This window comes from Actinomycetospora sp. C-140, assembly GCF_054796175.1.
On the sequence record NZ_JBTWNF010000001.1, the window covers coordinates 172,415 to 192,598 of the forward strand.

General features: G+C 74.4%; 21 protein-coding genes. 16 read left to right on the plus strand and 5 right to left on the minus strand.

What is annotated here, in order from left to right; genetic code table 11:
• Positions 1 to 61: 61 nt before the first annotated feature.
• From ACR9E3_RS00815 to mdlC, 14 genes are all read left to right on the plus strand, one after another.
• Entirely contained in the window at positions 62 to 1,006 is a 945-nt protein-coding gene (locus ACR9E3_RS00815; protein ID WP_460377683.1) for a fumarylacetoacetate hydrolase family protein, read from the plus strand.
• A 16-nt stretch (positions 1,007 to 1,022) separates the two neighbouring features.
• Positions 1,023 to 1,997 (plus strand): MBL fold metallo-hydrolase, encoded by a 975-nt coding sequence (locus tag ACR9E3_RS00820; protein ID WP_460377685.1) that lies wholly within the window; start codon positions 1,023 to 1,025, stop codon positions 1,995 to 1,997.
• Between the two features lie 18 nt (positions 1,998 to 2,015).
• Positions 2,016 to 3,149: a cobalamin-independent methionine synthase II family protein gene (locus tag ACR9E3_RS00825; RefSeq protein ID WP_460377687.1), complete on the plus strand. Its 1,134-nt coding sequence runs from the start codon at positions 2,016 to 2,018 to the stop codon at positions 3,147 to 3,149.
• A gap of 119 nt (positions 3,150 to 3,268) precedes the next feature.
• Positions 3,269 to 5,317 carry an excinuclease ABC subunit UvrC gene (uvrC, locus tag ACR9E3_RS00830; protein ID WP_460377689.1) on the plus strand — a complete coding sequence of 683 codons (2,049 nt, stop codon included), beginning with the start codon at positions 3,269 to 3,271 and terminating at the stop codon, positions 5,315 to 5,317.
• A complete protein-coding gene (rapZ, locus tag ACR9E3_RS00835; protein WP_460377691.1) occupies positions 5,314 to 6,222 on the plus strand; it encodes an RNase adapter RapZ in 909 nt (302 codons plus the stop codon). Before uvrC ends, rapZ begins: the two co-directional genes overlap by 4 nt.
• A gap of 17 nt (positions 6,223 to 6,239) precedes the next feature.
• Positions 6,240 to 7,307: a gluconeogenesis factor YvcK family protein gene (locus ACR9E3_RS00840; protein ID WP_460378362.1), complete on the plus strand. Its 1,068-nt coding sequence runs from the start codon at positions 6,240 to 6,242 to the stop codon at positions 7,305 to 7,307.
• Complete coding sequence (gene whiA / locus ACR9E3_RS00845) at positions 7,298 to 8,287, plus strand: DNA-binding protein WhiA (protein WP_285648151.1); 990 nt, start codon at positions 7,298 to 7,300, stop codon at positions 8,285 to 8,287. The genes ACR9E3_RS00840 and whiA overlap by 10 nt, the downstream gene beginning before the upstream one ends.
• A 149-nt stretch (positions 8,288 to 8,436) precedes the next feature.
• The gene (gap, locus tag ACR9E3_RS00850; RefSeq protein WP_460377693.1) at positions 8,437 to 9,453 is read left to right on the plus strand and encodes a type I glyceraldehyde-3-phosphate dehydrogenase; all 1,017 of its coding nucleotides are present in this window, start codon (positions 8,437 to 8,439) and stop codon (positions 9,451 to 9,453) included.
• Complete coding sequence (locus tag ACR9E3_RS00855; protein WP_460377695.1) at positions 9,453 to 10,661, plus strand: phosphoglycerate kinase; 1,209 nt, start codon at positions 9,453 to 9,455, stop codon at positions 10,659 to 10,661. Before gap ends, ACR9E3_RS00855 begins: the two co-directional genes overlap by 1 nt.
• Complete coding sequence (gene tpiA / locus ACR9E3_RS00860; RefSeq protein ID WP_460377697.1) at positions 10,661 to 11,446, plus strand: triose-phosphate isomerase; 786 nt, start codon at positions 10,661 to 10,663, stop codon at positions 11,444 to 11,446. The genes ACR9E3_RS00855 and tpiA overlap by 1 nt, the downstream gene beginning before the upstream one ends.
• 155 nt (positions 11,447 to 11,601) lie before the next feature.
• Complete coding sequence (secG, locus tag ACR9E3_RS00865) at positions 11,602 to 11,838, plus strand: preprotein translocase subunit SecG (protein WP_116707491.1); 237 nt, start codon at positions 11,602 to 11,604, stop codon at positions 11,836 to 11,838.
• Positions 11,839 to 11,894: 56 nt separating this feature from the next.
• Complete coding sequence (locus tag ACR9E3_RS00870; RefSeq protein ID WP_285648147.1) at positions 11,895 to 12,239, plus strand: RNA polymerase-binding protein RbpA; 345 nt, start codon at positions 11,895 to 11,897, stop codon at positions 12,237 to 12,239.
• 39 nt (positions 12,240 to 12,278) lie between these two features.
• Positions 12,279 to 13,559, plus strand: a complete 1,281-nt coding sequence (locus ACR9E3_RS00875) for a TrpB-like pyridoxal phosphate-dependent enzyme (RefSeq protein WP_460377700.1) — start codon at positions 12,279 to 12,281, stop codon at positions 13,557 to 13,559.
• 60 nt (positions 13,560 to 13,619) lie between these two features.
• The gene (gene mdlC / locus ACR9E3_RS00880) at positions 13,620 to 15,188 is read left to right on the plus strand and encodes a benzoylformate decarboxylase (protein WP_460377702.1); all 1,569 of its coding nucleotides are present in this window, start codon (positions 13,620 to 13,622) and stop codon (positions 15,186 to 15,188) included.
• 9 nt (positions 15,189 to 15,197) lie between these two features.
• Here the strand turns inward: mdlC and ACR9E3_RS00885 are convergent, their stop codons facing one another.
• Together ACR9E3_RS00885 and ACR9E3_RS00890 are read right to left on the minus strand one after the other, a co-directional pair.
• A complete protein-coding gene (locus ACR9E3_RS00885) occupies positions 15,198 to 15,650 on the minus strand; it encodes a universal stress protein (protein ID WP_460377704.1) in 453 nt (150 codons plus the stop codon).
• Between the two features lie 22 nt (positions 15,651 to 15,672).
• Entirely contained in the window at positions 15,673 to 16,197 is a 525-nt protein-coding gene (locus tag ACR9E3_RS00890) for an Lrp/AsnC family transcriptional regulator (protein ID WP_460377705.1), read from the minus strand.
• A gap of 85 nt (positions 16,198 to 16,282) precedes the next feature.
• Between ACR9E3_RS00890 and ACR9E3_RS00895 the strand changes: the two genes are divergently transcribed.
• Positions 16,283 to 16,546: a hypothetical protein gene (locus ACR9E3_RS00895; RefSeq protein ID WP_460377707.1), complete on the plus strand. Its 264-nt coding sequence runs from the start codon at positions 16,283 to 16,285 to the stop codon at positions 16,544 to 16,546.
• Here ACR9E3_RS00895 and yczR read toward each other — a convergent pair.
• Positions 16,530 to 18,065: a MocR-like transcription factor YczR gene (gene yczR / locus ACR9E3_RS00900; RefSeq protein ID WP_460377709.1), complete on the minus strand. Its 1,536-nt coding sequence runs from the start codon at positions 18,063 to 18,065 to the stop codon at positions 16,530 to 16,532. The two genes, ACR9E3_RS00895 and yczR, sit on opposite strands and share 17 nt — an antisense overlap.
• 122 nt (positions 18,066 to 18,187) lie before the next feature.
• Here yczR and ACR9E3_RS00905 point away from each other — a divergent pair, with 122 nt between their 5' ends.
• Entirely contained in the window at positions 18,188 to 18,460 is a 273-nt protein-coding gene (locus tag ACR9E3_RS00905; RefSeq protein WP_460377711.1) for a hypothetical protein, read from the plus strand.
• Here the strand turns inward: ACR9E3_RS00905 and pgl are convergent, their stop codons facing one another.
• Both pgl and ACR9E3_RS00915 read right to left on the minus strand, forming a co-directional pair.
• Positions 18,461 to 19,234: a 6-phosphogluconolactonase gene (pgl, locus tag ACR9E3_RS00910; protein ID WP_460377713.1), complete on the minus strand. Its 774-nt coding sequence runs from the start codon at positions 19,232 to 19,234 to the stop codon at positions 18,461 to 18,463.
• The gene (locus ACR9E3_RS00915) at positions 19,231 to 20,184 is read right to left on the minus strand and encodes a glucose-6-phosphate dehydrogenase assembly protein OpcA (protein ID WP_460377715.1); all 954 of its coding nucleotides are present in this window, start codon (positions 20,182 to 20,184) and stop codon (positions 19,231 to 19,233) included. The genes pgl and ACR9E3_RS00915 overlap by 4 nt, the downstream gene beginning before the upstream one ends.

The following is a 20,184-nucleotide window of genomic DNA, read 5'->3' on the forward strand; positions in this document are numbered from 1 at the left end:
TTCCGGGCATCGAACCTGTACCCGAGTACGGATTCGGATCACGACGGTGTGGAGGTGGCTCGTGCGCTGGGTGACCTACGACGGGGGCTCCGGCCCGCGGGCCGGGCTCTGGGAGGACGACAGCGTCCGCGGGCTCGCCGCGGGCGTGACGGTCCTGTCCCTGCTCGGTGACGACGGGGGGCGGCTCGCCGCGGCGGCGGAGACGGCGCGGAACGACCCGGCCGAGGTCCGCCCCGTCGACGAGGTGCGACTCCTCGCCCCGATCCCGACCCCGCCGTCGATCCGCGACGGGCTGTCGTTCCTCGACCACCTCCGCGGCTGCTACCGCGCCCTCGGTCGGCCGCCGGAGCTGCACCCGGCGTGGTCGCAGGCGCCCGCGTTCTACTTCGGCAACCCGGCGGCCGTGGTCGGGCCGCACGACGACGTGGCGATCGCCCCGGGGTCCCGCATGTTCGACCTCGAGCTCGAGGTGGGCGCCGTCGTCGGGCGGGGCGGGCGCGACCTCGACCCGGAGACCGCCGCCGACCACATCATCGGCTTCACCTTCTTCAACGACTGGACCGCCCGCGACCACCAGATGCGCGACATGGCCCAGGGCATCGGCATGGGCAAGGCCAAGGACATGGCGATCACCCTCGGCCCCGCGCTGGTGACGGTCGACGAGCTCGCGCCCTACCGCACCCCCGATGGCTACTCGTTCGAGGTCGCGGCGACGGTCAACGGCCGCGAGATCGCGAAGGGCTCGCTCGCGGGCATGGACTGGACCTGGGGCGAGCAGCTCGCCTACATGTCCCGCGGCACCGACCTGCGCCCGGGCGACGTCATCGGCTCCGGCACCGTCCCCGGCGGCTGCCTGCTCGAGCACGTCGACACCCCGGACCCGTTCGCGTGGGCGGGCTGGCTCGCGCCCGGCGACGTGGTCGCGCTGTCGTCCCCGGCGCTCGGCGCGACCCGCCAGGTCGTGCGCGAGGCCCCGCCGATGATCCCCCTGCGCACCGGCTACTGACTCCGAGAGGACCCGCATGAGCACGCTGGACTACCGCAAGGGGCTCCACGACCTCGGGCAGGGCTGCCACGCCTGGCTGCAGCCCGACGGGAGCTGGGGCTGGAGCAACGCCGGTCTGATCACCGGTTCGGGGACCTCGCTGCTGGTCGACACGCTGTTCGACCTGAAGCTGACCCGGGAGATGCTCGACGGACTCCGTCCGGTCACCGACGCCCACCCGCTCGGGACGCTGGTCAACACGCACTCCGACCCCGACCACGTCAACGGCAACGAGCTGGTCGCCTCCCGCGACGTCGAGATCCTCGCGTCCGCGGCGGCCGCCGAGCTGATGACGCAGGAGGCCCTCGACACCGTCGCGAAGGTCAAGCACCTCGACGGCGTGCTCGGGGAGTTCGCGCGCCACATCTTCGGGCCGTTCGAGCTCGAGGGGATCACGGCGACCGGGCCCGACCGGACCTTCACCGGCGAGGAGAGCGTCGACGTCGGCGGCCGCGAGGTCCGGCTGATCCAGGTCGGGCCCGCGCACACCCCGGGCGACGCGATCGTCCACGTGCCCGACGCCCGCCTGCTCTACGCCGGCGACATCCTCTTCGTCGGCGGCACCCCGATCGCGTGGGCCGGCCCCATCGACCGCTGGATCGCCGCGCTGGACCGGATCCTCGACATGGACGTCGACGTGATCGTCCCCGGCCACGGCCCGGTGAGCGGCAAGCCCGAGGTCTCCGTGATGCGCGAGTACCTCGCGTCGGTCGAGGCGCAGGCGGTCAAGCGCTTCGAGGACGGCCTCGACGTGGACGACGCCATCGCCTCGATCGAGCTCGGCAGGTTCGCCGACCTCCCCGAGCACGGCCGCCTCGCGCAGAACGTGCTCAACGTCTACCAGCAGCTCGACCCGTCCATCCCGCGCCCGGACCGGCTCACCGTCCTCACGAAGATCGCCGCGCTCGAGGGCTTCGCGCCCGCGCAGGCCGAGTCGTTCGTCAACCCCTGACAGAACAGGACCCCCGCCATGACCGTCCGCACCACCCACGTGGGCAGCCTGCCCCGCCCCGAGGCGCTGACCCGGCTGATGTACCTCCACCAGGAGGGCCAGGGTGACGCCGCCGAGCTCGAGGCCGCGGTCACCGACGCCGTGCACGACGTGGTCGCCATGCAGCACGGCGCGGGAATCGACGTGGTCTCCGACGGGGAGATGGGCAAGCCCGGATTCGTCAACTACGTCCGCGAGCGTCTTGACGGCTTCGGCGGGCAGGCCGGGGCGTGGAGCATCGACGACCTCGAGGCCGCGCCCGAGCTCGCGATCGCGCAGTACGGCGGCGAGGCCGGCGCGCACATCATGCCGGCGAACTGCGAGGGCCCCGTGAGCTACGTCGGCGCCGCGGCCGTCCAGCGCGACATCGACACCCTGAAGCTGGCCCTCGACAAGACCGGCCACACCGCCGACGGCGGCGCGTTCGTCCCGGCCGCCTCGCCGGGCTGCATCTCCACGTGCAGCCCGAACCTCCACTACCCGGACTACGACAGCTACCTCGACGCGCTCGCCGACGCGATGGCGCACGAGTACCGGGCGATCGTGGACGCGGGCCTGATCCTGCAGCTGGACTGCCCGGACATCCCCATGGCCGGCCACACCCGGTTCTGGTGCGGCGACGAGGTGGAGCGACGCGGCATCGTCGGGTTCGCCGAGCGCCACATGGCGGCGATCGACCGGGCCCTCGAGGGCATCGACCCCTCGCGGGTGCGGCTGCACCTGTGCTGGGGCAACTACGAGGGCCCGCACCACCTCGACGCCCCGCTCGCGGAGCTCCTGCCGCCCGTGCTGGCCGGCCGACCGCGGACGATCTCGTTCGAGGCGGCCAACCCCCGCCACGAGCACGAGTGGGCCGACGTCGCCGAGATGGCGATCCCCGACGACAAGGTCCTGCTGCCCGGCGTGGTCGACACCCTGAACAACATCGTCGAGCACCCGCGCCTCATCGCCCAGCGCCTGGAGCGGTTCACCCGCGTCGTCGGCCCCGACCGCGTCATGGCCGGCACCGACTGCGGCTTCGGGACGTTCGTGGGGTTCGGCCGGGTCGGCCCGACGGTCGCGGAGATGAAGCTGCGCGCGATCGCGGAGGGCGCACGGCTGGTCGGGGCCTAACGCCTCGCCACGGCGCGGCGTGACGCCGACACGCCGGGACACGCCGCGCGACACGCCGATTCCACCCATCCGGGTGCACGCCGGGTCGCCGGACGGACGCGCCTACGCTGGGGGTCACCATGGCCGACCCGCAGACGTACCGACCCGCTCCGGGGAGCATCCCGGAGGCGCCCGGCGTGTACCGGTTCTCCGACGAGAACGGACGGGTCATCTACGTCGGCAAGGCCAAGAGCCTGCGGAGCAGGCTCAACTCCTACTTCGCCGACATCGCCGGGCTGCACCCGCGGACGCGGCGGATGGTGACGTCCGCGGCGGCGGTGCAGTGGACGGTCGTCCACACCGAGGTCGAGGCCCTCCAGCTCGAGTACAACTGGATCAAGGAGTACGACCCGCGGTTCAACGTCCGCTACCGCGACGACAAGACCTACCCCGTCCTCGCGGTGACGCTGAACGAGGAGTACCCGCAGCTGCGGGTCTACCGGGGGCCGCGCCGCAAGGGCGTCCGGTACTTCGGGCCCTACGCCCACGCCTGGGCGATCCGCGAGACGGTGAAGCTGCTGACGCGGGTGTTCCCGGCGCGCCAGTGCTCGAGCGGGGTGTTCAAGCGCCACGGCCAGATCGGGCGCCCCTGCATGCTCGGCTACATCGACAAGTGCGCGGCGCCCTGCGTCGGGCGGGTCAGCGCCGACGAGCACCGCCAGATCGTGCTCGACTTCTGCGACTTCCTCGCCGGCCACACCGACCAGCTCATCGGTCGCATCGAGAAGGACATGCAGGTCGCGGCGGCCGACATGGACTTCGAGAAGGCGGCCCGCCTGCGCGACGACGCCGGCGCGCTCAAGCGGGTGGTCGAGAAGCAGGCGGTCGTGCTCGGCGACGGCACCGACGCCGACGTCGTCGCCTTCGCCACCGACGAGCTCGAGGCCGCGGTCCAGGTGTTCCACGTCCGCGGCGGGCGCGTGCGGGGCCAGCGCGGCTGGGTGGTCGAGACCGAGGCGGACAGCGACGTGCCCGCGCTGGTCGGCCAGTTCCTCGCCCAGTTCTACGGCGAGCAGGCCGCGCTCGCCGGTTCCGCCGACGACGCCGTGCAGCCGGTGCCGCGCGAGGTGCTGGTCCCGGCCATGCCCGAGGACGCGTCGGCGCTGACGCAGTGGCTCACAGCGCTGCGCGGCTCACGGGTCTCGCTGCGCGTGGCCCAGCGCGGCGACAAGCGCACGCTCGCCGAGACCGTCGAGCGCAACGCCCGCGAGGAGCTGACCCGGCACAAGCTCCGGCGCGCCGGTGACCTCACCGCCCGCAGCGCGGCGCTCGAGGAGCTCCAGGAGCAGCTCGGGCTCGACACCGCGCCGCTGCGCATCGAGTGCACCGACGTCTCGCACGTCCAGGGTTCCGACGTGGTCGCGAGCCTCGTCGTGTTCGAGGACGGGCTGGCGAAGAAGGCCGACTACCGGCGCTACTCGATCCGGGGCGGCGCCGAGGGCGGCGACGTCGCGGCGATCGCCGAGGTGGTCCGGCGGCGGTTCGCGCGGTACCTCAAGGAGACCGAGCAGGACGCCCCCGGCCACACCGACACGGCGTGCGCGGGGGAGACCAGTGACGGTGCGCCGGCCTCGGGCGAGGTCGACCCCGCCGACGACGGGCCGCTGCCCGGCATCGACCCGACCACCGGGCGCCCGCGGAAGTTCGCGTACCCGCCGAACCTGCTCGTGGTCGACGGCGGCGCGCCCCAGGTGGCCGCGGCGGCCGAGGTGCTCGGCGAGCTGGGGATCACCGACGTCGCCGTCGTCGGTCTCGCCAAGCGCCTCGAGGAGGTGTGGCTCCCCGGCGAGGAGGACCCGGCGATCCTGCCGCGCCAGAGCGAGGCGCTCTACCTGCTCCAGCGCGTGCGCGACGAGGCGCACCGCTTCGCCATCACCTACCACCGCCAGAAGCGCTCGACGCGGATGACGACGTCCGCGCTCGACGGGGTGCCCGGGCTGGGCGAGGCCCGCCGCACCGCGTTGATCAAGCACTTCGGCTCGGTGAAGAAGCTGCGGGCGGCCACGATCGAGCAGATCACCGAGGTGCCCGGGGTGGGCCGGCGCACCGCGGAGGCCGTGCTGGACGCCCTGGACGACGGAGACGCAGCGAAGCGGAGCTCGACCATGGCAGACGGGGGGAGCTCATGACGGGACGTGCGGAGGTGCCCCACGTGGCCCCGCACCCGGGCGGGATCGAGGTCGCGATCGTCTCCGGCCTCTCCGGGGCGGGGCGCAGCACGGCGGCCAAGGTGCTCGAGGACCTCGGCTGGTTCGTGGTCGACAACCTGCCGCCCGAGCTGATCGAGACGATGGTCGACCTGGGCGCGCGGTCGTCCGGGCAGATCACCAGGATCGCCGTGGTCATGGACGTGCGCAGCCGCGCGTTCACCGCCGACCTCGGCGCGGTGATCAAGGAGCTGGACGCGCGCGGCCACCGCCCGCGGGTGCTGTTCCTCGACGCGTCCGACGCCGTGCTGATCCGCCGCTTCGAGGCGAACCGGCGCTCGCACCCGCTGCAGGGCGACGGCCGGCTCTCCGACGGGATCGCCGCCGAGCGCGAGCTGCTGGCCCCGCTGCACGACCAGGCCGACCTCGTCGTCGACACCTCGAACCGGTCGGTGCACCAGCTGCGGGGGGCGATCGAGAGCGCGTTCGCCGACTCCGTCTCCGACGTCGCCCACAACGTCACGGTCGTGTCGTTCGGCTACAAGCACGGCCTGCCGCCCGACGCCGACCTGGTGGTCGACATGCGGTTCCTGCCCAACCCGCACTGGATCCCCGAGCTGCGCGAGCACGACGGGCGCGAGGCCGAGGTCCGCGACTACGTGCTCTCCCAGGAGGGCGCCGAGGAGTTCCTCGACCGCTACATGGGCCTGCTGCGCCTCGTGGGCGCGGGCTACCGCCGTGAGGGCAAGCGCTACCTGACCGTCGCCGTGGGGTGCACCGGCGGCAAGCACCGCAGCGTGGCCGTCGCCGAGGAGCTCGCCCGCCGCATGTCCGGCGAGGACGACGTGCAGGTCACCGTGTCCCACCGCGACGTGGGGCGCGAGTGACGGGGCCGGAGCGGCCGCTGCGGGCCGTGGCCCTCGGCGGGGGCCACGGGCTGCACGCGACGCTCTCGGCGCTGCGCCGGCTGACCGACGACATCACCGCGATCGTCGTGGTCGCCGACGACGGCGGGTCGTCGGGCCGGATCCGCCGCGAGCTCGACATCCTGCCGCCCGGTGACCTGCGCATGGCGCTCGGCGCGCTCGCGGGCCAGGAGCACCCCGGCCCGGAGAACACCCTGTGGCAGCGGGTCTTCGAGCACCGCTACGGCGGTCACGGCGCCCTGGCGGGCCACGCCGTCGGGAACCTGCTGCTCGCCGGCCTGCTCGAGGTCCTCGACGACCCGGTGGCCGCCCTCGACCAGGCGTGCGGCCTGCTCGGCGTGCGGGGGCGGGTGCTCCCGATGAGCCCGCACCCCGTCGACATCGAGGCCGACGTCACGGGCATCCGGGGCCCGTCGGGCGGCGATCAGGACCGCGACGTCGCCCACCGCATCCGCGGGCAGGTCGCCGTGGCGACGACGCCGGGACGCGTGCAGCAGGTGCGCCTCGACCCGCGCCGTCCCAAGGCGTGTCCCGAGGCGTGCGAGGCGCTGCGGGCCGCCGACGTCATCACCCTCGGACCCGGCTCGTGGTTCTCCAGCGTCCTGCCCCACCTGCTCGTCCCCGAGCTGTTCGCGGCGCTCGTCGAGAGCGAGGCGCGCAAGGTGCTCGTGCTCAACCTCGAGCCGCAGCCCGGCGAGACCGCGGGCTTCTCGCCCGAGCAGCACCTCGAGGTGCTCGCCGCCCACGCCCCGCGGCTGCGCCTCGACACCGTCGTGGCCGACACCGCCGCCGTCCCCGAGCCCGACCTCCTGCGCCGCGGCGCCGAGGCGTTCGGCGCGGAGACCCTGCTCAGCGCCGTCGGGGCCCCCGACGGCAGCCCCCGGCACGACCCCGAGGCTCTCGCCGAGGCGCTCGCCGAGGCCGCCCACCACCGTGTCCCGCGGCGCGACGCCGCGGCCCTGCACGGCCCGGCCGGCAACGGCGTGTCCGCCGCGGGAGCCGACCCCGCCCGCCCGCACCATGAGGAGGACCGAAGGTGGCCATGACCGCAGCGGTCAAGGACGAGCTGAGCCGGCTCGCGGTGACGAAGACGTGCTGTCGACGCGCCGAGGTCGCCGCGCTGCTGCGCTTCGGCGGCGGCCTCCACATCGTCGGCGGCCGCGTCGTCGTCGAGGCCGAGCTCGACACCGGCGCCGGGGCGCGCCGCCTGCGCGGGGAGATCCACGATCTCTACGGGCACAACCCGGAGGTCCACGTCCTCTCCCAGGGCGGGCTGCGCAAGGGCACCCGCTACGTCGTGCGCGTCGCGACCGACGGCGACTCCCTGGCGCGCCAGACCGGGCTGCTCGACCCCCGGGGCCGGCCCGTGCGCGGGCTGCCGCCCCAGGTCGTCTCCGGTGGCGTGTGCGACGCGGAGGCCGCGTGGCGCGGGGCGTTCCTCGCCCACGGCTCGCTCACCGAGCCGGGGCGCAGCTCCGCGCTGGAGATCACGTGCCCCGGCATGGAGGCGGCGATGGCGCTGGTCGGCGCCGCCCGCCGGCTCGGCGTCGTCGCCAAGGCCCGCGAGGTCCGCGGCGCCGACCGCGTCGTGGTGCGCGACGGCGACGCGATCGGCGCGCTGCTGACGCGCCTCGGCGCGCACACCTCGGTGCTGGCCTGGGAGGAGCGCCGCATGCGCCGCGAGGTGCGCGCGACGGCCAACCGGCTCGCGAACTTCGACGACGCGAACCTGCGCCGATCGGTGAAGGCAGCCGTGACGGCGTCGGCCCGGGTGAACCGCGCCCTGGAGCTGCTGGGCGACGAGGTCCCCGACCACCTGGTGCAGGCCGGGCGCCTGCGGGTGGAGCACGAGCAGGCGTCGCTGGAGGAGCTCGGCCAGCTCGCCGACCCGCCCATGACGAAGGACGCGGTGGCCGGGCGCATCCGCCGCCTGCTGGCGATGGCCGACAAGAAGGCCAAGGACATGCGCGTCCCGGACACGTCCTCGGTGGTCACCGAGGAGATGGCGGAGATGGCCGACCACTGATCCCCGTCCGCGAGCAGGGGACGTGACCTCGTTCGCGGCACCCGGACAGCGGGGCCGGATTCGTTAGGGTGGCGCCCCGAGTGGGAACGCTGCCGCTCACGCGCAGCGTGGCGACGATCCGTGGAACCGGGAAGGCAGGGCGAGGCGCAGTGACGATCCGCATCGGGATCAACGGGTTCGGTCGCATCGGACGCAACGTGTTCCGGGCGCTGGAGAAGCAGCGCGCGGCGGGCACCGCGGACATCGAGGTGCTCGCGGTCAACGACATCACCGACAACAAGACGCTGGCGCACCTGCTGCGCTACGACTCCGTGCACGGTCGCTTCGACGGCACCGTCGAGCACACCGACGACGCGCTGATCGTCAACGGCGCCACGGTGAAGGCGTACGCGGAGAAGGACCCGGCCTCGCTGCCGTGGGGCGACCTCGGCGTCGACGTGGTCATCGAGTCGTCCGGGATCTTCACCGACGCCGACTCGGCCGGCAAGCACCTCAAGGCCGGGGCCAAGAAGGTCGTCATCTCCGCCCCGGCCAAGGGCGAGGACCTGACGGTCGTCATGGGCATCAACGACGCGTCCTACGACGGCAGCCAGAACATCCTGTCCAACGCCTCGTGCACCACCAACTGCGTGGCGCCGATGCTCAAGGTGCTCGACGACACCTTCGGCGTCGAGGCCGGCTTCATGTCGACGATCCACGCCTACACCGGCGACCAGCGCGTCCACGACGCCCCGCACAAGGACCTGCGCCGGGCCCGCGCCGCCGCGGTCAACATCATCCCGACCACCAGCGGCGCCGCCGAGGCCACCGCGCTGGCGCTGCCGGCGCTGGACGGCAAGGTCACCGGCATGGCGTACCGGGTGCCGGTCAGCGACGGCTCCGTCACCGACCTCACCGCCACGCTGAGCAGCGACGCGACCGTCGAGTCGATCAACGCCGCCTTCAAGAGGGCTGCGGACGGCGAGCTGTCCGGCGTGCTGGTCTACACCGAGGACCCCATCGTCTCGACCGACATCGTCGGCGCGCCCGCGTCGTGCACGTTCGACGCCGGCATGACGAAGGTGCTCGGCACCCGCACCGTCAAGATCGTCGGCTGGTACGACAACGAGTGGGGCTACTCGAACCGCGTCGTCGACCTGACCACGCTCGTGGGCTCCAAGCTCTGATGCGGACGCTCGACGACCTCATCGCCGACGGAGTGCAGGACCGCTTCGTCCTGCTCCGGGCCGACCTCAACGTCCCCCACGACGGCTACACGATCACCGACGACGGCCGGATCCAGGCCGCGCTGCCGACGATCCGGCGCCTCCGCGAGGCCGGGGCGAAGATCGTCGTCATGGCGCACCTCGGGCGGCCGGAGGGCGGCCCGCCCCCCGGGCGGGACAAGCTGGAGAGCCTGACGGCGGTCGCGGGGCGGCTCGGCCAGGTGCTCGACGAGCGGGTCCAGCTCGCCAAGGACGTCGTCGGCGACTCGGCCGAGGCCATGGTCGGGCGCCTCGGGCCCGGCGGCGTCGCCATGCTCGCCAACGTGCGCTGCGACGCGCGCGAGACCGGCTCGGCGCAGGAGCGCGAGGAGCTCGCCGGCGAGCTCGCGGCGCTCGTCCCGGGTGGCGCGTTCGTCTCGGACGGGTTCGGCGTGGTGCACCGCGAGCAGGCGTCGGTGGTCGAGGTGGCCCGCAGGCTGCCGGCCTACGGCGGGGACCTCGTCGCCCGCGAGACCGAGGTGCTGCGCCGGCTGGTCGGCGATCCCGACCGCCCGTACGTCGTGATCCTCGGCGGGTCGAAGGTCTCCGACAAGCTCGGCGTCCTGTCCAACCTGCTGCCCAAGGTGGACAAGCTGCTGGTCGGCGGGGCCATGTGCTTCACGTTCCTCGCCGCCCAGGGCCACGACGTCGGCGGCTCGAAGCTCGAGTCCGACCAGATCGACACCTGCTCCGAGCTGTTGAGCAAGTACGCGGACACCCTCGTGCTCCCGTCCGACGTGGTGGTGGCGAGCGAGTTCGCCGAGACCGCGGTGACGCGGACCGTGCCGGTGTCGGACATGCCCGAGGGCTGGCTCGGCCTCGACGTCGGCCCCGAGACGGTGTCGGCGTTCGGCGCCGTGCTGGCCGACGCGGCGACCGTGTTCTGGAACGGCCCGATGGGCGTCTTCGAGATGGCCCCGTTCGCCGCCGGCACCACCGGGGTGGCCGAGGCCGTCGCGGACTCCCCGGCGTTCAGCGTCATCGGCGGCGGCGACTCGGCGGCCGCCATCCGCTCGGCGGGCCTCGACGAGGACCGCTTCGGCCACATCTCGACCGGTGGTGGGGCCTCGCTGGAGTTCCTCGAAGGCCACGTCCTGCCCGGCATCGCCGTTCTCGAGGAGTCCTCCTGATGGCCCGCAAGCCGCTGATCGCCGGCAACTGGAAGATGAACCTCACCCACCTCGAGGCCATCGGGGTGACCCAGAAGCTCGCCTTCGCGCTGCCCGGCAAGTACTACGACAAGGTCGACGTCGCGGTGCTCCCGCCGTTCACCGACCTGCGCAGCGTCCAGACGCTGGTCGACGCGGACTCGATGCCGATCACGTACGGCGGCCAGGACCTGTCCCCGGAGGACTCCGGGGCGTTCACCGGCGACGTGTCCGGGGTGATGCTGGCCAAGCTCGGCTGCACCTGGGTGGTGGTCGGGCACTCCGAGCGCCGCACCATCCACGGCGAGGACGACGCGCTGGTCAACCGCAAGGTGCACGCCGCCCTGCGCCACGGCCTCACGCCGATCCTGTGCCTGGGGGAGGGCGAGGAGGTCCGCGACGAGGGCAACCACGTGCCGCACTGCACCGGGCAGCTCGACGGCGCGCTCAAGGGCCTCGCGGCCGACGACGTCGCCAAGATCGTCATCGCGTACGAGCCCGTCTGGGCGATCGGCACCGGCAAGACCGCGGGCGTCGCCGACGCCCAGGAGGTGTGCCACGCGCTGCGCGAGCGCCTCCGCGAGGTGCACGGCGGCGACGTCGCCGACGGCGTCCGCATCCTCTACGGCGGCTCGGTGAAGGCGAACAACGTCGCCGACCTGGTCCGGTCCGACGACATCGACGGGGCGCTCGTCGGCGGGGCGAGCCTCGATCCCGAGGGGTTCGCGGAGCTGTGCGCGCTGGCCGCCGGGGGGCCGCTGCCGTAGCCGGTCGCCGTCGCGACCCGCCGCACCGCCGGGTCGTGGCAGGGCTGTGACGAGGGACGGGTATCGTTCCTCCCACGCACCGATCCCGCACGCCGGGACGGTCAGAGCCCTGCCCGCCCGGGCGGGGTCGGCACCCGGAGGTCACGGACACCGACATGCGACTGTTCCTCGACATCCTGCTCATCGCGTCCAGCGTCCTGCTGGTGCTGCTGGTGCTGCTGCACCGCGGGCGGGGCGGCGGGCTGTCGTCGCTGTTCGGCGGCGGTGTCCAGTCGAGCCTCGCCGGGTCGAGCGTCGTGGAGAAGAACCTCGACCGGCTCACCCTGTTCGTGGGTGCCATCTGGCTGATCTCGATCGTCGGTACGGGGCTGCTCGTCAAGATCGAAGGTTGACGGGTGGCCCGGGTGCCGTGCGCCCGGCCGCCCCTGGACACGGAGGTACTCCGGCGATGGCGACTGGCAACGCGATCCGCGGCACCCGGGTGGGATCGGGCCCCATGGGGGAGTCCGAGCGCGGTGAGAGCGCGGCGCGCACCGTGGTCTCCTTCTGGTGCTCCAACGGGCACGAGACCCGCCCGTCGTTCGCGATGGACGCCGAGATCCCCACGTCGTGGGACTGCCCCCGCTGCGGCCTGCCGGCCAACACCGACGAGAAGAACCCGCCGCCGGCGAAGCGCACCGAGCCCTACAAGACCCACCTCGCGTACGTGAAGGAGCGCCGCTCCGACGCCGACGGCGAGGCGCTGCTCGACGAGGCCCTGGCCAAGCTGCGCGCGCGCCGCGGCGAGAGCTGACACTTCACCCGCGGCGCCGACGCTGGGACGATCCCCGGCATGGCGGCCCCCACCGAAGTCACCGACACCCGCTTCTCCCTCCCGCAGTCCGCGCTGCCGACGGCGTGGTTCAACGTGGCGCCCCATCTCGCGTCGCCGCTGGACCCCCCGTTGCACCCCGCGACGCGGGAGCCCGTCGGACCCGATGACCTGGCCCCGCTCTTCGCCCAGGAGCTGATCGGCCAGGAGATGTCGGCCGACCCGTGGATCGACATCCCCGGTGAGGTCCTCGACGTCCTGCGTCTCTGGAGGCCGACCCCGCTCGTGCGGGCCCGGCGCCTCGAGGCCGCGCTCGGCACCACGGCGCGCATCTACTTCAAGGACGAGTCGGTGTCGCCGGCCGGGTCGCACAAGCCGAACTCGGCGGTGCCCCAGGCGTTCTACAACGCCAAGGAGGGCATGACGCGCCTGTCCACCGAGACCGGCGCGGGCCAGTGGGGGACGGCGCTGGCGTTCGCCTGCGCCCAGTACGACCTCGAGTGCGCGGTCTACATGGTGCGCAAGAGCTTCGAGCAGAAGCCCTACCGCAAGGTGATCATGGAGACGTGGGGCGGCACCGTCGTGCCGTCGCCGATCGACGAGCCCGGCCACCCCGGGTCGCTCGGCGCCGCGATCTCCGACGCGGTCCGCGACGCGGTGGGCCGCGACGACACCCACTACGCGCTCGGCTCGGTGCTCAACCACGTGCTCCTGCACCAGACGGTGATCGGCCTCGAGGCCCAGCAGCAGCTCGCGGCCGCGGGGGAGACCCGGCCCGACGTGGTCGTCGCCCCGTGCGGCGGCGGCTCGAACCTCGGCGGCGTGGCGCTGCCGTTCCTGCCCGACGCCTCGGTGCGCCTGCTCGCCGCCGAGCCGGCGTCCTGCCCGACCCTGACCCAGGGCCGGTACGAGTACGACTTCGGCGACACCGCGGGCTTCACGCCCCTGATGAACATGTACACGCTCGGCCACGACTTCGTGCCGCCCGGCATCCACGCGGGCGGGCTCCGCTACCACGGCGACTCGCCGATCATCTCCAAGCTGGTGCACGAAGGCCGGATGGAGGCGGTCGCGCACCGCCAGCGCGCGGTCTTCGAGGCGAACGTGCTGTTCGCCCGCGTCGAGGGCAAGGTCCCGGCCCCCGAGGCCGGGCACGCCATCGCCTCGGTGATCCAGGAGGCGAACGACGCCACGGCCAAGGGCGAGGACCGCGTGATCCTCTTCAACTACTGCGGCCACGGCCTGCTCGACCTCTCCGCGTACGAGGAGTACCTCGCGGGCGACCTCGTCGACGAGCCGTAGGGGTTCCGGGCAGCGGGAGACGCCTCGCGTGCCGTCGGCGGCCGTGGTGGGCTCGGCGGCATGACCACCGTGCGCGAGGCGTCCCTGGCCGTGCTGCGCTCGCACGGCATCACGACGATCTTCGGCAACCCCGGGTCCACCGAGCTGCCGATGTTCCGCGACTTCCCCGACGACTTCCGCTACGTGCTGGGGCTGCAGGAGGGCGCCGCCGTCGGGATGGCCGACGGGTACGCGCAGGGCACGGGCCGGGCGGCGCTGGTCAACCTGCACTCCGCGGCCGGGGTCGGGCACGGCCTGGGCAACGTGTTCACGGCCTTCCGCAACCGCACGCCGCTGGTGCTCGTGGCGGGGCAACAGGCGCGCTCGCTGCTCACCGGCGAGCCGTTCCTCTTCGCCGAGCGCCCCGCCGAGTTCCCCGAGCCGTACGTGAAGTTCAGCCGGGAGCCCGCCCGCGCCGAGGACGTGCCCGCGGCGCTGGCCCGCGCGATCCACGTCGCCACGACGCCACCCTGCGGTCCGGTGCTGCTCTCGGTACCGGTGGACGACTGGGACCGCCCGGCCGCGCCGGTGCCGCCGCACCGCGTGGCCGGGTCGGTCGCCGGCGACCCGGACGTGCTCGCCGAGATCGCGGGCCGCCTGGCCGCCGCCCGCGCGCCCGCGCTCGTCGTCGGCGGCGAGGTCGACCGCGACGGGGCCTTCGGCGACGTCGTCGCACTCGCCGAGCGCCACCGCGCCCGCGTGTACGTCGCGCCGATGTCCCCGCGCTGCGGCTTCCCCGAGACCCACCCGCTCTTCGGCGGCTTCCTGCCCGCCGCCCACGACGGCATCCGGACGGCCCTCGACGGCCACGACCTCGCGCTCGTCCTGGGCTCGCCGGTCTTCCCGTTCCACACCGAGGGCGCGGCACCCGGCGACACCGCCGTGCCCGAGGACACGGAGCTCGTCCAGCTCACCGAGGACCCTGCCCACGCCGCGTGGACGCCGGTCGGGACCTCGGTGGTCACCGGCCTGCGACACGGGGTGCGGGCGCTGCTCGCCGGCCCTGCACCCGCCGACCGCGTCGCACCGGAGCCGCGGCAGCCGACCCCGCGCGTGGGCGTCGACGGGGACGTCATCACCGAGGAGCTCCTGCTCCAGACGCTCGCCGACCTGCGGGCGGCCGACTCGGTGGTCGTCGAGGAGGCCCCGGCCACCCGCGGCCCGATGCACGACCACCTGCCGTTCGACCGGCCGGCGAGCTTCTACACGTGCGCCAGCGGCGGCCTGGGCCACGGCCTGCCCGCGGCGGTGGGCATGGCGCTGGCGCGCTCGGAGCGCGTGGTGGCGCTGATCGGGGACGGGTCGGCGATGTACGGGATCCAGGCCCTGTGGTCGGCCGCGCAGCTCGGCGTGCCGCTGACCGTGGTGATCGTGCACAACGCCCGCTACCGCGCCCTCGACCAGTTCGCCGAGCACTTCGGCATCACCAAGCCCGTGGGGACCGCCCTGCCCGGCCTCGACTTCGTCGCCCTCGCCGCGGGGCAGGGCGTCCCGGGCACGCGGGTCGAGCACCCGGGCGAGCTGGGGACGGCGCTGTCCGAGGCGCTGGCGTCGCCCGGCCCGGTGCTGCTCGACGTCCTCGTGCGCTGACCCGACCGGTCACTCCCGGACGACGACCACGGTGCAGTCGGCGTGGATCACGGCGCTGAGGCCGACCGAGCCGATGACCCGGCTGGCGAGCCCGCCCCGCCCGCGGTGGCCGACCACGAGGACGGCGGCACCCCGCGAGTGGTGGAGCAGGACGGTCGACGCCGGCCCCATGGCGATCTCGGTGGTGACCTCCGGGACGGCCTCGCCCCGGGCGCGTCGCGCGGACGCGACCTCCTCGACCACCGCGGCCACCTCGCGCGCCGCGGCGTCGTGCAGCACCCGGGCGTCCGGGGGCACGACGCCCTCGGCGGTGGTCCAGACGTCCGGACCGCCGTAGGCCAGCAGCGCCGTGACGGGCGCGCCCCGGCGGACGGCCTCGTCCATGGCGTACCCGAGGGCGGCCTTCGAACCGTCGCTGCCGTCGACCCCGACGACCACGGCGCCCGGCGTGGGCTGGGACATCTCGCGCTCCTCCCGCCGCTGATCAGACACCGCGATCATGCCGCGCGGGGGACTCTCGATCCACCGTGAGCATGTTCCGGGGTTCGACGGGCGTGGACTTGATGACCGACGTGACGGTCGACGCGTGCTCCTGCCAGCCCTCGAGGACGCGGTCGAGGTCGGCGACGTCGCGCACCTGCACGCGCATGAGCAGGCAGTCCTCGCCGGTGATCTTGTGGCACTCGACGACCTCGGGCTGGCGGGCGGCGATCTGCTCGGCGATCTTCCCGTGCCCGAGGGCGGGGCGGACCCGCACCCACGCGGCGATCGGGTAGCCCAGCGCGCCCGGGTCGACGTCGAGGCGGTACCCGCGGATGACGCCCGTGCGCTCGAGACGCTGCACCCGCTCGGTGACCGCCGGCGCGGACATCCCGATCCGCCGGCCCAGCGCCGACATGCTCTGCCGGGGGTCCTCGGCGAGCTCCGCGAGGATGCGCTGGTTGGTCTCGTCGAGCAGCTTGTCGTTCTCCAGGCGAGAGGCGCCCCGGGGTTCCGATACTGCAGTCATGTCGCCACTATCCCCGTGAGAACGTCATGGAGTCCAGGGCCTGCGCCTTCGAGAATTGTCCTCAGACGGACAACGGGCCGAGGAGATGGTCGAGATGGTGACGTTCTGGGGAGTGCTGCTGGTCGTGGGGTTCCTGGCGGTCGCGCGCTACGGCGTCGACTCGCGCAGCGAGGCGGATCCGACCGGGCGTGACCCCGCCTGGCCGGTGACCCGCCGCCCGCACACGCTGCGCGGCGACGCGGTGCTGTTCGCGGAGCTGGCGCACCGGGCGGCGGCGCACGGCCGGCTGTGGGCGGCGTACGACGCGAGCCTGCGCCCGTGGGAGAAGGACCTCACACGACGGTCGTGAGGGTGGGGGCGCCCGCGCCGAGGGCGTCCCACGCCTCGGCGAGCCGGGCGACGGCGTCGTCCAGCGCGTCGGGGGAGAGGGTGTAGGGCAGGCGCAGGTACTGCTCGAACGCCCCGCCGGTGCCGAAGCGGGGGCCGGCGGCCAGGTGGATGCCGGCCCGCCCCGCGGCCTCGACGAGAGCGCTGGAGCGCGGCACCCCGAGGTCGATCCAGAGGCTGAAGCCGCCCGGGGGCCGCGGTGTCCGCCACTCGGGCAGGGCGCGGGCGAGGGCGTCGCGGAGGTGCTCCCGGCGGTGGACCAGCACGCGCCGGCTCTCGGCGATGATCTCGTCGAGACGGTCGAACAGGGCGACGGCGACGAGCTGCTCGAGCACCGGGGTGGAGATGTCGTCCGAGGCCCGGACCCCCGCGATGCGCCGCAGGAGCGTCCGCGGGGCGCGCATCCAGCCGATGCGCAGGCCGCCCCACACGGTCTTCGACAGCGACCCGGTGGTGATGACGGGCGTGCCGCCTCCCACCGACCACGCCCCGAGCGGCGGCGGGGTGGGAGCGTCGAGCCACATCTCGCGCAGGCAGTCGTCGACGACGAGGGGCACGCCGTGCCGGGCCGCCGCGGCGACGACGGCCGCACGGGTCTCGGCGCTCATGACGGCGCCGGTGGGGTTCTGGTGGTCGGGCACCAGGTAGCCGACCGCGGGGGTCGACGCCCGCATCGCCGCGGCGATCGCCTCGACGTCCCAGCCCGGCGTGCCGTCGTGCTCCGTCATCGCCACGGGCACGGGCCGGGCCGAGGTGTGGCGCACGAGGTCGATGGCGCCGGGGTAGGTCGGCTGCTCGAGCAGGACCCGGTCGCCCGGCCGGACGAGGGCGCGCGCGACGAGCGCGTGCGCGTGCTGCGCCCCGGCGGTGATCATGATCTCGTCGGCGGTGGTGCGCAGGCCCTGGGCGCTCAGGCGGGCGGCGACGGCCTCGCGCAGGGCGGGCAGGCCGAGGACGTCGTAGCCGCTGCCGGCGAGGTGCATCGGCAGCTCGGCGAGCGCGCGGGCGCCGGCCTCGGCCATCGCCTCCATCGGTGCCCAGGGGGCGGCGTGGGCGAGGTCGATGACCTCGCGGCCCCAGGCCTGCGCGGGCGGTGCGCCCATGGCCCCGATCGGGGCGAAGGGCGCGAACCCGGTGGGCCCGACGTGCAGGACGCCGTCCAGCGGCGCCGGCGCCGCGTCGGTCCTGCTCACCGGGACGGCGGGCTGGGAGGTCCAGGTGCCCGACCCGCGCCGGCGGAGCAGGTAGCCGTCCTCGCGGAGCTCCTCGTACGCCGCCGCCACCGTGCCGCGGCCGACGTCCAGGGCGGTCGCGAGCTCGCGCTCGCTCGGGACCCGGGTGCCCACGGCCAGACGGCCGTCGGCCAGCAGCGAGGAGATGCGGGCGGCCAGCGCCGTCTGGGCGCTGGTGCCCGCGCCGGCGCCCTCGCGCCAGCCGCGGAGCAGGCGCGCGAGGCTCCCGGCGCCGAGGTGCTCGTCCATGCCCGGCATTCTGCCACTTCTGCCAGTTCGGGTGCCACTTCTGGTGAAGTGGCCCTGGCAGGGCCTGCCACCGGGGGCCACTGTGGAGGACAGCAACCAGCCACTCCCGGAAGGAGAGTCCGATGACCCTCACCATCGTCCTGCTCGGCGCCCTCGCCGCCGGCCTCGCCCTCGTCGTCCGCTACGGCGCGGACTCTCGCAGCACCGGCGACCCCACGGGCCGCGACGCCGCCTGGCCCTCGACCCCGACCCGCGAGCACACGCCCCGCGAGGACGTCGCCCTCGTCCGCGCCGTGCTCGGCCGCGCGGCCGCCCAGGTCCGGTGCTGGCAGCTGTTCGAGAGCTCGCTGCGTCCCTGGGACGCGCCGACGCCCCAGCGGGTGCGGGGAGCCTGACTAGCGCTCGAGCCCCCCGGCGGCCTCCTCGTCGAGCAGCCACAGCGTGCGCTCGGTGCCGCGCAGACCGGCGAGGGGGACGTCGACCTCGGAGGCCCCGGCGTGGGCGCGGGCGAGCACCTCGGCCTTGCCCGCGCCGGTGGCCACCAGCCACACCTCGCGGGCGGCGCGGGCCGCCGGGAGCGTCAGGCTCACGCGGGTCGGCGGCGGCTTCGGGCAGTCGCGCACCCCGACGACGCCGGCGTCGGCCGCGTGGACCGCGGGGGAGTCGGGGAAGACCGACAGCACGTGGCCCTCGGGCCCGCAGCCGGCCAGCAGCACGTCGAACGCGGGGATCGCCCCGCCCGAACCGGCCCGCGACGCCGCCGCCGAGAGGATCTTGGCGTAGGCGTCGGCCGCGAGGTCGGGATCGCCGCCACCGGCGTCCTCGGGCGCGTCGGACGACGCCATGGGGTGCACGCGGGCGGGGTCGAGCGGCAGCGCGTCCAGCAGGGCCTCGCGGGCCTGGGCGTCGTTGCGTTCGGCGTCGCCGGCGGGGACGAAGCGCTCGTCGCCCCAGAAGACCTCGACCGTTCCCCAGGCCACGGCGTCGCGCCGCGCGGACGACGCGACGGCACGCAGCATCGCGATGCCGACCCCGCCGCCGGTCAGCACCACCGACGCCGAGCCCCGCGCGGCCTGCGCCGCGGCCAGCGCGGTGAGCAGCCGCTCGCCCGCGTCGGTGGCGGTGGTGTCGGTGTCGGGGTGGACGACCACGTCCGGGCCCGTGCTCATGCGCTCACCTTCTTCGTCGCGCGCCCGCGGCCCGTCGGCATCGCGTCGAGCGCCTCGGCGAAGATGTCGTCCGGGTCCAGCCGGCGCAACTCCTCGGCGAGGCACTCCCGGGTGGTCCGCCGGGACAGCGCGACGCGCCGGTCCGGCTGCCCGGGCTGCGAGAGCACGGCGCTCTTCGCGTCGACGCGGCGCAGCTCCACCGGCCCGCCCGGACGGTCGAGGCGCACCGCGGCGATCTGCCCGCCCTCGCCGCCGGGCACGTCGGCGCTCTTGCGGGTGACCGGGCAGTGCAGGCGCGACGACAGCCAGCCGGCGAGCAGGTCGGTCGACGCGGAGTCGGCCGCGCCCGACACCGACGCCGCGGTGATGCGCTCGTGCGGCGGCTGGTCGAGCGCCGCCGTGAGCAGCGCCCGCCAGCTGGTGATGCGGCTCCACGCGAGATCGGTGTCGCCCGGGTGGTAGCGCTGGCGCAGCTTGGCGATCGCCTTCGACGGCGACTTCGCCGACGAGGCGTCGGTGATCCGTCGCCCGGCCACGCTGCCCACCGGGTCCTCGGCCGGGCTCGCGGGTGCCTCGCCGGGCCACCACGCCACGATCGGCGCGTCGGGCAGCAGCAGCGGCACCACGATCGCCCCTCCCTGGTCGGCGAGCGGGCCGTACATGCGCAGCACGATGACCTCGCTGGCCCCGGCGTCGCCGCCGATGCGGATCTGCGCGTCGAGGCGCGACGCCGCCCGCTTCACCCCGCGCGCGAGGACGAGCACGCGGCACGGGTGCTCGCGGCTGGCATCGTTGGCGGCCTGGATGGCGGCCTCGGCCTCCGGCCCGTCCTCGGTGATGATCAGCAGCGTGAGCACGCGTCCGAGCGCCACGGCCCCGGCGCTCTCGCGCAGGTCGACCATCGTCCGGTTGACCGCCGAAGTATCCGTCGACGGCAGGTCCACGATCAC